This window comes from Thermosynechococcus sp. PKX95 (assembly GCF_031583295.1).
Classification (GTDB): domain Bacteria; phylum Cyanobacteriota; class Cyanobacteriia; order Thermosynechococcales; family Thermosynechococcaceae; genus Thermosynechococcus.
This window is the reverse complement of record NZ_CP134171.1, coordinates 2,179,414-2,193,037: the sequence shown is the minus strand read 5'-3', so window position 1 is coordinate 2,193,037 and position 13,624 is coordinate 2,179,414. Positions and strand designations below refer to the sequence as shown.

11 protein-coding genes and 1 tRNA gene are annotated in these 13,624 nt (G+C 54.9%); 5 read left to right on the top strand and 7 right to left on the bottom strand.

The window, feature by feature from the left end; genetic code table 11:
- Window positions 1–23 precede the first annotated feature (23 nt).
- Entirely contained in the window at window positions 24–1,034 is a 1,011-nt protein-coding gene (gene obgE / locus RHH81_RS10775) for a GTPase ObgE (protein WP_310743044.1), read from the bottom strand.
- A 191-nt stretch (window positions 1,035–1,225) separates the two neighbouring features.
- On the opposite strand from obgE, the gene RHH81_RS10770 reads away from it, so the two are divergent.
- Genes RHH81_RS10770 through RHH81_RS10760 form a run of 3 tightly spaced genes read left to right on the top strand, consistent with a single transcriptional unit; the run spans window position 1,226 to window position 4,133 of the window.
- A complete protein-coding gene (locus RHH81_RS10770) occupies window positions 1,226–2,593 on the top strand; it encodes an LCP family protein (RefSeq protein WP_206200166.1) in 1,368 nt (455 codons plus the stop codon).
- On the top strand, window positions 2,590–3,486 hold the full coding sequence (locus RHH81_RS10765) for an ROK family protein (protein WP_302678291.1): 897 nt from the start codon (window positions 2,590–2,592) through the stop codon (window positions 3,484–3,486). Before RHH81_RS10770 ends, RHH81_RS10765 begins: the two co-directional genes overlap by 4 nt.
- A 44-nt stretch (window positions 3,487–3,530) precedes the next feature.
- The gene (locus RHH81_RS10760) at window positions 3,531–4,133 is read left to right on the top strand and encodes a Uma2 family endonuclease (RefSeq protein WP_206200164.1); all 603 of its coding nucleotides are present in this window, start codon (window positions 3,531–3,533) and stop codon (window positions 4,131–4,133) included.
- Here the strand turns inward: RHH81_RS10760 and RHH81_RS10755 are convergent.
- Together RHH81_RS10755 and RHH81_RS10750 are read right to left on the bottom strand one after the other, a co-directional pair.
- Window positions 4,130–5,293: a pyridoxal phosphate-dependent aminotransferase gene (locus RHH81_RS10755; RefSeq protein ID WP_310743043.1), complete on the bottom strand. Its 1,164-nt coding sequence runs from the start codon at window positions 5,291–5,293 to the stop codon at window positions 4,130–4,132. The two genes, RHH81_RS10760 and RHH81_RS10755, sit on opposite strands and share 4 nt — an antisense overlap.
- Window positions 5,294–5,389: 96 nt before the next feature.
- Window positions 5,390–5,462 (bottom strand) — tRNA-Glu (locus tag RHH81_RS10750).
- Between the two features lie 100 nt (window positions 5,463–5,562).
- Here RHH81_RS10750 and RHH81_RS10745 point away from each other — a divergent pair.
- The gene (locus RHH81_RS10745; RefSeq protein ID WP_206200162.1) at window positions 5,563–6,411 is read left to right on the top strand and encodes a glycosyltransferase family A protein; all 849 of its coding nucleotides are present in this window, start codon (window positions 5,563–5,565) and stop codon (window positions 6,409–6,411) included.
- Here the strand turns inward: RHH81_RS10745 and RHH81_RS10740 are convergent.
- Complete coding sequence (locus RHH81_RS10740) at window positions 6,408–8,402, bottom strand: elongation factor G (protein ID WP_286625052.1); 1,995 nt, start codon at window positions 8,400–8,402, stop codon at window positions 6,408–6,410. The genes RHH81_RS10745 and RHH81_RS10740 overlap by 4 nt on opposite strands.
- Window positions 8,403–8,634: 232 nt before the next feature.
- Between RHH81_RS10740 and RHH81_RS10735 the strand changes: the two genes are divergently transcribed.
- Window positions 8,635–9,636 carry a tetratricopeptide repeat protein gene (locus RHH81_RS10735; protein WP_310744294.1) on the top strand — a complete coding sequence of 334 codons (1,002 nt, stop codon included), beginning with the start codon at window positions 8,635–8,637 and terminating at the stop codon, window positions 9,634–9,636.
- 3 nt (window positions 9,637–9,639) lie between these two features.
- Here RHH81_RS10735 and hmpF read toward each other — a convergent pair whose 3' ends face one another.
- From hmpF to RHH81_RS10720, 3 genes are all read right to left on the bottom strand, one after another.
- Window positions 9,640–11,325, bottom strand: coding sequence for a pilus motility taxis protein HmpF (hmpF, locus tag RHH81_RS10730; protein WP_206200159.1), 1,686 nt, complete (start codon window positions 11,323–11,325; stop codon window positions 9,640–9,642).
- A gap of 287 nt (window positions 11,326–11,612) precedes the next feature.
- Window positions 11,613–12,809 carry a homocysteine biosynthesis protein gene (locus RHH81_RS10725; RefSeq protein WP_206200158.1) on the bottom strand — a complete coding sequence of 399 codons (1,197 nt, stop codon included), beginning with the start codon at window positions 12,807–12,809 and terminating at the stop codon, window positions 11,613–11,615.
- 5 nt (window positions 12,810–12,814) lie between these two features.
- Window positions 12,815–13,615 carry a hypothetical protein gene (locus tag RHH81_RS10720; RefSeq protein ID WP_206200157.1) on the bottom strand — a complete coding sequence of 267 codons (801 nt, stop codon included), beginning with the start codon at window positions 13,613–13,615 and terminating at the stop codon, window positions 12,815–12,817.
- Window positions 13,616–13,624: the final 9 nt, after the last annotated feature.

The window sequence follows — 13,624 nt, the reverse complement described above, 5'->3', positions numbered from 1 at the left end:
TTCCTCAACAGCACCCGTCACAATCAAGAATACTGATGGGAAACGCTCACCCCCAGTTCCTGCCAAATGGCATCTAAGAGAGGCTCTAACCCCTGACGCGCCACCGCAGAGATGGCAAAAACCCGTTGACCGGTATAGGCAGTAAGGGTGTCTTCAACTGCAGCAATTTGGGAAGGTTCTAGGGCATCAATTTTGTTGAGGGCAATAATTTGCGGGCGATCGGCCAAGCCGTGACCATAAGCCACTAGCTCATCGCGAATGGTTTGGTAAGCAGCCACCACATCCTCAGCCGTGGCATCAATCAAGTGCAGCAGCAGACGGGTACGCTCAATATGGCGGAGAAACTCATGCCCCAACCCCAACCCCGCATGGGCACCGGCAATGAGACCGGGAATATCAGCAAACACGGTTCCATCACCATTGGGTTGGCGCACCACACCTAAATTGGGCACCAAGGTTGTAAAGGGATAATCGGCAATTTTCGGTCGCGCTGCCGACAACACCGAAATTAGGGTGGATTTACCGGCATTGGGCAGGCCAATAATGCCCACTTCCGCCAGTAGTTTGAGTTCTAGTCGGAGATGCCGTTCTTCCCCCTCTAGCCCCGGTAGGGCATAGTCTGGTGCCCGTTGATGATTACTCAGGAAGTGCTTATTCCCTAAACCCCCTTTGCCCCCCTTAGCCACCAGCAGCGTTTGACCGGGGGTGGTGAGGTCTCCCAGCAATTCCTCGGTTTCGGCATCCCAAACCATGGTGCCACAGGGCACTTCAATCACTAAATCTGCACCACAGGCACCCGTACGGTTATGCGGCCCGCCCCGTTGGCCATTGTCCGCTTTGAAGACATGGGCATAGCGAAAGTCCAGCAGCGTTTGTAAATGGGGTACCGCTTTGAGAATGACTGACCCACCATTGCCACCATTCCCCCCTGAGGGGCCTCCCGCAGGCACGTATTTTTCACGGCGAAAGGCAATAATGCCGTCGCCCCCCTTTCCAGCTTTGACATGAATTTCGGCAAGGTCAATAAATTGCATTTTAGCCGCAATCGGTTGCGTATAGGTTGGGTATCTGAGTATTGTATCCTGCCACCTTGTTGACAGTTCTTTTTACAGGGATGACACCGGCTCCAAAGGGTGAAACTCCGTATCGAAGACGCTTCATGTACGTCATAGGAGAAAAGGGCTATATGGTAGGCTTAAGGGAATTTTAGTGTGCCGAGGCAATAGTGTTTATTCGATGGCAACACCGACGACGACCCGCTCCGCCTGAAGAAGGGGGTTTATTTTGGCGACTGGTGTTGTGGCTAGGGGTTGCCTTAATCTCCGGCAGCTTGGGGGCACTCTGGGGGCTATTGAGTCAGAGTACACCGCTTATGCAGCGATCGCTCAGCAGTCGGGAGTGGCAGGTGTTTCAACGGGGCGATCGCTGGACAGGGGCAAGGCTCCATCAACCCTTGAATTTACTGCTCATTGGCTCCAAGGTTTTAACCTCCGACTTAGATGAACCGCCTGACCCCAACCTTACCTACCATGCCCTAGTGAATTCCGTTGAAGGGCTATCGGACTCACTGCTACTCGTGCGTTTTGACCCAGTGCAGCAACGGTTAGTGGTGTTGTCAATTCCCCGCGATACGCTGACCTTTATCCCCGGCCGAGGCGACGCCAAAATTAACGAAGCCAATGCCCTCGGTGGACCCGCACTGGCGGCGGAAACCGTGAGTGATTTGCTGGGGGATGTGCCCATCGATCGCTATTTGCGCATTAACGTTCAAGGCATTGAGAAACTCATTGATGCCCTTGGGGGGGTGACAGTGGATGTACCCACAGCCATGCGCTATCGGGATGACAGTCAGCGCCTCTACATTGATTTGCAGCCCGGACGACAACACCTGAATGGCAACCAAGCCCTACAATTTCTGCGCTTTCGCTACGATGCCCTTGGCGATATTGGCCGCGTGCAGCGACAACAGATGTTTTTGCGGACACTAATGGAGCAAACGGCTCGCCCCGAAACCCTTGCCCGTACCCCCCAGCTTCTCAGTATTATTCGCGAAAACTTGGATACCAATTTAACGGTTGAGGAACTGATGAGCTTGGGGCAATTCCTCACTAGCTTGCCGCGATCGCGGGTGGAGTTTCTGATGCTGCCGGGGAACTTTAATGGCAGCACCGATGAAGTGGAAGTGAGCTATTGGTTGCCCGATTACCAACGGATTGCTTGGCTGACGGATCACTATTTCCGCGATACTCCCACGGCTGATCCGCGCGAGACGGGTTTGACCCCCCCTGCCCAGGTGCGCATTGCGATTCAAAATACCACCCTGCCAGAATCATTGGTCATGCGTCTGAGTCAGCAACTGCAAACCGCCGGTTACCCTGATCCTTTGCTGGCAGAGCCATTGCCCCAACCGCTCCCGATGACACGGATCATTGCTCAGCAGGGGGATTTGGCGGCAGCGCGGCGGGTGCAGCTATTGCTGGGATTTGGTGAAGTGCGGGTGGAGAGTACAGGTGTGTTAGCATCGGATGTGACGATTCAACTGGGCGACGATGCCCGCGATCGCCTGCAATTGAGACCCACAAAATCTCTGTGAGTGAACCCTACGTGATTGGTGTTGATCTTGGTGGCACTGCCATCAAAATGGGGCGCTTTAGTCCCAAGGGAGATTGCCTCAATGCCCTGACGTTGCCGACCCCTCAGCCCCCCTTTCCAGAACGGGTGATTAAAGCCATTGTGCAGGGGATTAAAGAACTGGATGGGGAGGATCGGGCGCTGGCGATCGGGATGGGGATACCGGGGCCTGTGGATGCCACTGGTCGTATTGCCCGCCGTGCGATTAACCTTGACTGGTACGAAGTGCCCATTAGCGACAGCCTCGAACAGTTGACGGGCAAGCCCACCGTGATTGGTAACGATGCCAACTGTGCCGGCCTCGGAGAAGCATGGCTAGGGGCAGGGAGTCAGTTTAAGGATCTAATTTTGCTGACCTTGGGGACGGGGGTCGGCGGTGCGATCATCCTCAATGGCGATCTCTTTGTCGGTCGGGATGGCGCCGCCGGCGAGTTGGGGCTGATTACCCTCGACTACACAGGGCCTCCCTGCAACAGTGGCAATCGCGGTTCCCTTGAGCAACATGTTTCTGCCCAAGCCCTGCGGCGGCGCTGGGGCTGTGAACCCCATGAGATGGCAGAGCGAGCCAACAATGGTGACCCTGAGGCGATCGCCCTCTGGCAAAGCTATGGCCGTGAATTAGCCGCTGGCATTGCGAGCCTTGTGTATGTCCTCACCCCCGAAGCAGTGATTATTGGTGGGGGGATTAGTGCCGCCAGTGACCTCTTTTTTCCCTCGATGATTGCTGAATTGGAAGAGCGGGTGCTGCCCACCTCCCGCAATAACCTCCACTGTTTGCGAGCCACCCTTGGCAATCACGCGGGCATCGTCGGTGCAGCCAAACTAGCGTGGAAATACGTCAAAGACCATCTCTAAGTCGCCTTCGCTAGGATCAAGTTATTCGGCTTGAACCAACTGTTATGACTTCTACGACAGCCGTGGACAGCTCGCCGCTGCTGCTCAATGTCCGCAATGCAACGGTGCAGGTGACCCCAGAGCAGTTTGATCAGCTCTGCCGCGATAATCCTGATCTGCGCCTAGAATTGACCAAGGCTGGAGAATTGATTGTCATGCCGCCAACGGGGGGGCAAACGGGTGCCCAAAATTTTGAGCTGATTGTGGAAGTGGGGCTTTGGAACCGGCAAACGCAACTGGGGCGTGCCTTTGATTCCTCAACGGGCTATGACTTTACAGCTTTGGGGGGCGGCAAACTCTCCCCAGATGTCTCCTGGATTGCTAGCCCCCGCCTAGAGGGCGTTGATCTGACGGGCTTTATCCCCATCGTGCCGGATTTCGTTGCTGAGTTGCGATCGCCCTCGGATGCGATTGACCGCTTACGCGCCAAAATGCAGGAGTATCGGCGACTGGGGGTGCGCTTGGGGCTGCTGATCAATTCCCAAGACCGTCAAGTGGAACTCTATCGTCCCCAAGCGGAAGTGGTGGTTTTGGACTCCCCTGAGGTGGTTGATTGCAGTGAGGTGATGCCGGGGTTTCTCCTACCGATGGCGCAGTTGTGGATTTAGAGCCGCTCGACAAATTTTGCCAGTCGCGTCAGGCCTTTTTCAATGGTGGCCAAATCTGTGGCGTAGGAGAGGCGAATGTGATCATCCATGCCAAAGGCTTTACCGGGAATCGTGGCCACTCTTTCTTCCTCCAGCAGACGATCGCAAAACTCTACGGAACTTAAACCCGTTTCGCTAATATCCACAAAGAGATAAAAGGCGCCTTGGGGTTTGAGACAGCGCAGGCGAGGAATCTCAGAAATGCGTTCATAGATACAGGCACGGCGATCGCGGAAGGCGGCCACCATTTCGGCCACACAGGCTTGACTTCCCTCTAGAGCCGCAAGGGCACCGTATTGGGCAAAGGTACAGACATTTGAGGTGCTGTGGCTCTGAATTTTCGTGGCGACTTTAATGACATCGGTTGCCCCTGCCAGATAGCCCACACGCCAACCTGTCATCGCATAGGCCTTGGCAAAGCCACTACAGACAATGGTTCGCTCAAAGGCCGCCTCACTGACAGCACCGATGCTCAGGTGTTCAGCCCCATCGTAGAGAATCTTCTCGTAAATCTCATCGGAGATCACCCACAGTTGATGCCGCACAATGACTGCCGCTAGTTCGCGAATTTCCTCGGGGGTATAGACCATGCCCGTGGGGTTGCTGGGGGAGTTGAGGACAAAGAGCCGTGTTTTGGGGGTAATGGCATCCTCTAGCTGGGCAGGGGTAATCCGATAGCCGGTTTCCGCAGTGGTTGTCACAATCACCGGCGTGCCACTGGCCAAGTGCACCATTTCTGGATAGCTCACCCAGTAGGGGGCAGGAATAATCACCTCATCGCCGGGATTGATTAGGGCTAGCATCAGGTTAAAGAGGGCTTGCTTGCCGCCATTGGTCACTAGGATATTTTCGGCGCGATAGGGCAGGTGGTTGTCGTTGTTGAGCTTGGTGGCGATCGCCTGCCGCAAGGCCGGTTCCCCTGCCGCCGGACCATAGCGGGTTTTGCCTTGATCGAGCGCTGCTTTTGCCGCCTCACGAATGTGGGCAGGGGTGTCAAAGTCGGGTTCGCCCGCACTAAAGCTACAGATATCCTCTCCCGCTGCGCGCATTGCCTTGGCTTTGGCATCAATCGCCAGCGTTACCGACGGCGTGACCCGCATCACCCGCGTTGCCCAGTCCATCCTTTGTCTCCTGCACTACTTTCCGTATTGTGGCACTTTGGCAGGGGAGCGGCGAATCAAATATCGACCGTTCACGTTGAGGTTGCCAATGGAGGATACCCCCAGGGGAATTCGAATCCCCGTCGCCTCCGTGAAAGGGAGGTGTCCTAGGCCTCTAGACGATGGGGGCAAGACTCAGCATTAGTTAATGTAGCGAATGCCCTGAGCGTTTGTCAACCCCTCGGGAAATTTTTGCATCGCAGCCGCTCCTAGGGAGAAAATGAGGGCGAGTGACTGAGGGACTTGCTGTGGAACTTGCTGGCCTACGTTCCTTCTCGATTGTGATGCCCGCCTACAATGTGGTGACCCAACGGGGAGAAACGGTCTTTCGGGAAACCCTTGAGAGCATTGCCGCCAGTTGCCGCTACCTCCAACAGCACTTCCCCTACGCCACTGCGGGGGAATTCATCCTGATTAGCGATGGTTCAACGGATCACACCTGTGATGTGGCGACGGCAGGATGGCCGAATGCCGTGCCCCTACAATTGGTGGGCTTGCCGACGAATATTGGGATTGCGGCAGCGCGGAACATGGGGGTGCGCTTGGCCAAAGGGGAGGTGATTTTTTTCTGTGATGCCGATGATCTCTACCGCCCTGAGCATCTGTTTTTAGCCCTATCGGTGTTGAATCAGCCTTTACCCGCACCCTATGCCCCAGCGTATTTTGGGGCGGTACGCACGGGGGTCTATTGTCGCGATCGCCTGCATCCCTACTGGCACAAAAGCCTCGAGCAAACGCTGGTGCTCAATCTCGCCGTGCGCCGCGAAGTCCATGAGTTTATTGGCGGCTTTCCCGAAGAGGAGGTGTTTCGCCAATTTCGCTATGGGGCTGAGGATGTGGCCTATGCCCATTGGCTGCACCAGTTTTGCCACACTGCCCACCTCCAGCAGCAGACCGTTGAGTACCGCCGCTTTCCCAATAGTTTCTTTGACCGTCAACTCAAGAAATTCCAAGCGGCTCCCGGCACCGTGGCTGATGATCTGGATGCGAGCGATCGCCAGCAGGAGGCGCAGATTCAGCAGATTATGGCCACACGACTTCAGGAATTGCAGGCCAAGGCGGCTCAACTGGTAGCCTAGGCTTTTTTGTGGCGCTGGACAATCGTCGCGGCCAGTTTCTCCGGTACTTCTTGAAGATGGTCAAATTGCCAATGGAAGCCACCTGTGCCCATTGTCAGCGATCGCAACTCCACCACAAAGTCATGCATTTCTGCTTGGGGTAAATAAGCCTCAATCTGTTCCCAGCCGGGCCAACCCTCCTTATTGCTGTAGCCCAAAACCTGACCGCGCCGCCCCGTCAACGCCTGCATCACCTTAGCCGTAAAAGCTTGGGGCATCCACACTTGGACTGCCATGATGGGTTCTAGGAGTTGCGGTTCACACTGGGGAATTCCCGCTTGCATGGCGAGGCGAGCCGCTTGGCGAAAGGCCTGCTCAGAGCTATCCACGGAGTGATAGGAGCCATTGGTGAGGGTCACCGCCACATCCACGATCGGAAATCCCAACGGTCCTTGGTTGAGAAATTCCCGCACCCCTTGCTCGACACCGGGGATATATTGCTTGGGCACAACGCCGCCGACAATGGTTTCACTAAATTGAAAGCCGCTGCCGCGTTCTAGGGGAGCAATATCGAGGTAGACATCGCCAAACTGGCCGTGGCCACCGGTTTGATGTTTATAGCGGCCATGACTGTTTTTCGTGCTGCGGCGAATGGTTTCCTTGTAGGGGACTTGGGGGAGATGGGTTTGCATCGGTAGGTTATATTTGCGGCGCAGGCGATCAAGGGCAATCTGCAAGTGAATGTCACCCTGTCCCCAGAGAATAATTTCATGGGTATCGCCATGCTGTTCCCAGCGCAGCGCCGGATCTTCCTCAAGGAGTTTTTGCAGCGCGCTGGTGAGCTTCACCTCATCACTGCGTTTACTGGGGGTAATGGCCAAGGCATAGACGGGTTCTAGTTGGGGGGCACAGGGCAAAGGCACCGCCTGACCATTGATACTGAGGGTCTCACCCGTACGAATGCCCTCTAGCCGCGCCAAGAGAACGATGTCCCCCGCTGTGGCTTGTCCCAAGGATTCCAGTTGTGTACCTTGGGCACGGTAGATACCCCCCACGCGCACCCCATTCAAGCTCATACCATCGGTCAAGGTACCCTGCCAGACCCGAACGAGGGAGAGCTTGCCGCCTCCTTGGGGTAGATAGAAGGTCTTCAGCACTTGGGCGAGGGGTTCTTCACCATTGATCTGGCGATGGGCAGCAGTTTCTGTGGCATCGGGTGCTTCGCGATCAAGGGCTGCCAATAGGGGGCGCACACCGTAGTCCGTTTGCGCACTGCCAAAAAAGACGGGCACAATTAAATCGGCTCCCAACTCCCAGCGCAGATCCGCCATGATTTCACTTTCTGGCGGCGCAATATCCTCAAGGAGTTCTTCCAAAAGGTGGTCATCATAGTTGGCTAGAGCCTCCAGTAGCTCCGCCCGCGCCGCCTGTTCAACGGCTTGTAATTCCGAAGGAAAGGGAACTAAATCCGCCGCTGCCCCCGCATGATAGTGATAGGCCTGCTCCGTCACCAAGTCAATGTAGCCCAAGAGATCATCCCCCTGCCAAATGGGGTACTGGTGGGGTACCAAGGGGCGACTGGAAACTTGGCGATAGGCCGCGAGGATCTCCATGTAGGGGTCATGGGCGCGCTCCATCTTGTTGACAAAAAGAATATGGGGAATCTGCCAGTCATCGAGGAATTTGAACAGGGGGGTTAGGGTAAAGGCGCGATCGCTCAGGGGTTCACAGACAACGATCGCCATATCCACCCCCACGAGGGCATTGAGGGTTTCTTGCAGCAATTCCACCGAGCCGGGACAGTCGAGAAGCGTCAGCTCCAAGTCCCCATACTGGGTATGAACGACATTCAGTTCCACCCCCATTTGGCGATCGCGAGCCTCAGGGCTGGTATCTAGAAGACTACTGGCCTTACTGCTCGTGGCGTGGGTAAGGCGCAAAATGCTTTCTGCAAGGGTTGTTTTGCCACTGTTGTAGCTGCCCACAAGGGCAATGTTGCATCGTCTCGCCATCGCACACCTACCTTTTGATTTGCCATTCGGGTCAAAATTGTCCAGAATAGAGCCTTAGTTTGCCTTAACTAGATCTCTTAACCCTTGGCGATCGCCCTTGGCGGAATTTGCAGTATCTCTTAAGAGAGCTGTAAACAACCGTTAAGTTGGGGTTAACGTTTGCGAGGAGGACTCACTCACGATGCGCTTCAATTCCCTTTTGTGGGCTAGTATTGCCAGTCTTGGCCTTTGGATGGCATCGCCAGTACACGCCAATAGCCAAGTCAGCACGCTGATGCAAGAAGGGCGACGGCTAGTGGAAGCAGGAAACTATGCCCAAGCCTTGGCCATTTATCAGCAACTGCTCCAGAGCGAGAGCCGTAATCCCCGCGTGCATTCTGCCATTGGCTACATCTATGCCCAGCAGGGACAATTTGCCGAAGCCGCCCGTGCCTACCAACGCGCTATTGAGCTGGATCAACAAAACGCTGATTTTTACTATGCCCTCGGCTACAGTCTGGGGATGATGGGGGAAAACCACGGGGCTGCTGCCGCCTACCGCCAAGCCATTCGCCTGAATAACCGTAATGCCCAATCCTACGAAGGACTGGCGGTGATTCTCGCCCGCATGGGGGATCCCCAAGGCGCTATACAGGCCTACCGCTCCGCCCTCAGTCTTGACCCCCGCAATTGGGCGGCTCAAAAGGGATTAGGCGTTTTGCTGCTCCAACAACGCAATATTCCTGAAGCCCTCAGTAGTCTGCAACAGGCGGCAGCCCTTGCCCCCGGCAATGCCTCGATTCAACTCAACTTGGGGATGGCACTTCTGGCCGCCGGCGATCCTAGCAATGGCTGGCAAGCGATTGATCGCGCCGCTAACTTGGGTCAGCGGGATGCGGATCTGCTACAACAGGTGGCTGAACTGGCCGTTGCGGCGAATCAACCCGAGCGAGCCATTCAAACCTATCGCCGCCTAATCACTTTGCAACCCGAACGGCTAGCCACCTACTTTAGCTTTGGCGAGTTGTTAATGCAGCAGAACAACCCCCTTGAAGCGGCGGCAATTTATCGTCAAGCTACGCAGATCAACCCTAGAGATCCCGAGGGATTTTATCGCTTGGGCAAAGCCTTGGCAGCGCAAGGGCGGCGGCAGGAGGCTCGCAGTGCCTATCAAGTGGCTTTGAAACTGTACCGTGAGCAAAATAACCGCGCAGGAGAAACCAAAGTCCGAGACGCGATGCGGCAGCGCAATTAGCGACTAAGCCCCCTGCCCTAGATTCATGACGACCTGCTGCAATTCAGAAATGAGAGCACTGGGACGGCCATTGAGGATATTTTGGTTTAGTCCCTCTAGGCCTTGGCGCAGGTGATTGAGGCGATCTTGAACGGGCTGTAAAATCTCCCGCAGTAGATTCGCTTGGCCGCGCTTGGCAGCGAGTAACCGTTGCTCTTCAATCAGTGCCTGTTCTTCTTGACTGAGTTGATCTTTTTGCTGCTGTTGCAGTTTGCGGCGCTCTTCAAGGTCATGGCGCAGACTTTCGAGATCAGTATAGGCCTGCTGCAATTCTTCCGCGAGTTGATTGACAGCCACACTGTACTCTTGAAACTGGCGCTCCAGTTCACTGAGGATGGGAATGAGGCTAATGCCCTGTTGGGAGGCGGGATCTTTGCGCGCCTCTAGCACTTGTTTGTGGATTTTGTAGATCGCTTCTTTTTCACGGATATTTTGCCGCTGTCCTTCAAGCGCCTGATTGAGCAGATTACAGCGCTGGCGTTCGTCCTCCAGTTCTCCTGCCAGTTGCAGGCGATCGAAATCACTGGCGTCTTTGACTTTTTGCTCCAGTTCTGCTAAGGACTCCAGAGCCATTTTTAGCTCTTCTTCTTGATCGTTGACAAAGGCAGAGGCACGTTTGAGGTCATTACCGCGGTTGGCGACTTCTTTTTCGAGTTCCTCCATGGGCATTTTCATCAGGGCATTCACATCCACGGCCTCTGTGAGATCACTGACCATGGCTTGGCGCATTTGCTGGATCATTTCCTCCTGTTGGGCAAGGAGGTGACGTTCTTTTTCAAGCACGGACTGTTTGTAGCGGCAGAGTTCCTCCTGCAGGGCGATCGCCCGACTGTCTTGCCAAAATTGTTCTTGGGCGGTGCGCCACGTCTCCTCCTTTGCATGGAAGGCTTGCAGTTGTTCCTCTAGGGCAGCTTGCCGTTGACTCAGCTCCTGCTCCAGTTGCTCCAGTTGCTGCCAGTATTGACTCAGCAAGGCCTGCTGCTGGTCTAAAATTTGAAAACATTCCGCGATTTGAGGACGCCCACCACTGTTGAGGGTCTCTGCCAACTGCCGCAAAATCGAGTCCACTTGGCGAATTTGCTCTGGGGATAGGCCAACGCTGTGGCTTGATTTAAGTTGTTCCCAGCGCTGCTGCTCTTGGTGCACTTGGTGGCGTAAATTTTCAAGGGCTTGGCGCTCTGCTTGAATCCGCTGTTCCTCGGCGGTCAATTCTTCTCGCAATTTGTTGAGTTGTGCTAGCTGCTCTTCAGCGCCGGCCAGTTGCGCCTCTAGTTCTTGGAGTTCTTCTCTGCGCTGCTCAAATTCCTGTTCCCGTTGGTTCAGAGCTTCTGCTTGATAGGAGAGGGATTGCTTCCAGCCCTCAATTTCTTCCTCTTGACTTTGGAAGCGCTCACGCATCCGTGTGAAGCCGTGCAAGATACCGGTGAGACGGCGCGTTGCTTCATCCACGTTTTGAATCTGGCGGTTGGCGGCCATTTCAACAAAGACCAACACACCATTGCCGTAGTCACGACTGTTGTCAAAGGGAATCGTTTCTTCGTTTTGGGGGACAGGGTGCCAGTAGCCCGACTGCTCACGCATCAACAACTTCAACTCGGATTTCGTCCCCATGAAACCCGTTTTTTTAATCACCTCGGCAAGATACTGCACAGCCCTTGACCTCTACCCTAACGCTGAGACTGACACACAACTAGAACATACAACAACCGTAATAATACGCATGACGAAATTAAGTGAATGAAGGATGCAACTTTTCGTCTGTCCGCGATCGCTGGAATCCAGAACCCTATATTTTTATTAAACACCCATCGGCAAGTGTTCAGCAGTGGCCTGAATCACTCGGTCGGGGACTGGAGAATTGCCAAGGCCAAGGTGGTTGAACTATTGGTCATTATAGCGAAAGGAGGGTTGCTACCCGCCAAAAGTCATTAATGTCATTAATCATCGCTGGCAGCGGGCATCCAAGGTTGCTGTGGCAAAAAGACGCGATCGCGCGGCAGGGGGGCAACGGGTTCTGTGAGGGTAAAACGACCACTGTGGATCCAGTCTTTGAGGACTTCGGCAATGCGCTGACTAAAGTAAAGACTCGTCAGGGGAGCAGTGCGCACAGTTTTGCCTTCAATTTTGATTTTGCCTGACTTGAGTTGAGCATAGTTGACCATGCCAAAGGTGGGACGCACGCGGCGGGGAATTGAAAAGTCAATAATCGGCGCCACCACTTCCTCATCGCGAATGGCACAGCGGGCAATGACCTCTTGATCCAGCACCGGCAGCGGAACCCCCACCCCCAGCATCAGGGACGCTCCATAGTGCTTGAAATAGCAGCCCCGCACCCAAAAGGGATCCATCTGTTTGGCATCACCAATCAGGGCAAGGGTGGCTGCTGGACCAATGGGGGTGTCGTTGGCCAACCGTTTTTGCAAGGGGAAGTGTTGAGTGCCTTCCCACGCCACATAACCAATGCCACCGCCGAGAAAAATGCGCGTGCCAATCCCCACCAGTCGCAAGTAGGGATCATTCAATAGAGGTGAAAGGGCACCGCCACAGGCATAGACAGCATTCCCCAGTTGCGGTTGCAGCGGACCAAGGTAGGTATAGAGCGGGCGATCGCCCCCATTGACACCGACAATAAAATTTTGATAAAGATTGCGGGGGTTATAGAGATAGAACTGATTGATCGTCTCTTTGCTAATCACCGTTTCTAAACTGGCGCGGGGATAACAATCCGTGACATAGCCCACTGCCCGTAGGGGAATGGCTTTACCCGCAATCAAATCGGCAATGACATGGCCCCCCCCGCGCTCCCGCAGACTGTCGGCTTCGCCCGCTTCGGAATTGGGATCCAGGGATTGGGCTGCCCCCAAGTACAGATCGACGGCGCCAAAACCACTGTAGGCAGGAATGCCATCGAGCCAACACTGCCGCAGTTTAATCGGTGGATCCGTCGGCCCCAAGTTAATCATCGCCCCAGACGATTCCATGGGTTCAAACGTGCCCGTCGTGATCACATCCACTTGGCGCGTTGCTTCCGCAATGCTCAAGCTTTCAAGGCGGGCTTTGAGTTCTGCCAATGTCCAAACGGTGGCTTTGCCTGCTGTAATCTTTTCATTGATTTCGGCAATCGTGCGTTCCACAGGCGTTACCGCAGATCTTCAGGATGGCGGATTTGCCAAGTGCCGTCAGGCAGCCGTGAGACCTTACCTCCTAGACGTTCAATATTCTCGATGGCCGTTTGTCGCGAGCGATCGCTGACCGCATTCACCAGTGCCCAAATCCAGGCATTGATCTGTGCCATCCGACTATCGGGATCCCGCCGTAGGGTTTGTGCCAACGAGCGATAATACTCTGCTGCGGCGCGGACTTGTGGATCTGGATTCATTTCTGCCCAAGCCGCCGCGCGATCGTAGGACTCTGCTGCCGCTCGCCCCTTGCCCAAAAAGAGCAATTCATCCATCGCCCGAAATACCCATGCCAAGTAAGCTGTCGGTTGATAGGCAGGATCCATCGCTGCCAGACCCCGATCCATCAAGGCCACAGAGGTTTGCGGCTGTCCTGCATACACCGTAATTGCCGTTGAAAGATAGGGATAGGTTGGGGCAAAGCGGGGGTCTTTAGCGATAATTACCGCAAAGAAAGCAGGTGCATCGTCGTAACCCGTGACTTGGCGGGCAGCGGAATCACCAAAAAACTGGAGAAATTGCAAAAACGCCCAATCGGCAACTAAATTGTCAAAACCAAAGGCGGGTAGGTTGGCCAAAAGCCGCATCTGTGTAATGGTCTGGGCATTCTGGCGCTCATATTCGGCATCGGTGAATTGTTCTCCCGTTTGAGCCTGTAACTGACGCAGGGCATCCTGCTGCATAAAGGCAATAATGCTCAGGGCCACAACCGTCAGACCCAGACCCACAGCTTCTGACCAGCGCCAGCGTTTTTGAAGCATGGCTCACCC

Excerpts from the sequence above, each read along its gene's own strand:
- RHH81_RS10760 (WP_206200164.1), top strand. The coding sequence starts at position 3,531 with ATGACTTCTACGACAGCCGTGGACAGCTCGCCGCTGCTGCTCAATGTC.
- RHH81_RS10755 (WP_310743043.1), bottom strand. The coding sequence starts at position 5,293 with ATGGACTGGGCAACGCGGGTGATGCGGGTCACGCCGTCGGTAACGCTG.
- RHH81_RS10735 (WP_310744294.1), top strand. The coding sequence starts at position 8,635 with ATGGCATCGCCAGTACACGCCAATAGCCAAGTCAGCACGCTGATGCAA.
- RHH81_RS10740 (WP_286625052.1), bottom strand. The coding sequence starts at position 8,402 with ATGGCGAGACGATGCAACATTGCCCTTGTGGGCAGCTACAACAGTGGC.
- RHH81_RS10720 (WP_206200157.1), bottom strand. The coding sequence starts at position 13,615 with ATGCTTCAAAAACGCTGGCGCTGGTCAGAAGCTGTGGGTCTGGGTCTG.
- obgE (WP_310743044.1), bottom strand. The coding sequence starts at position 1,034 with ATGCAATTTATTGACCTTGCCGAAATTCATGTCAAAGCTGGAAAGGGG.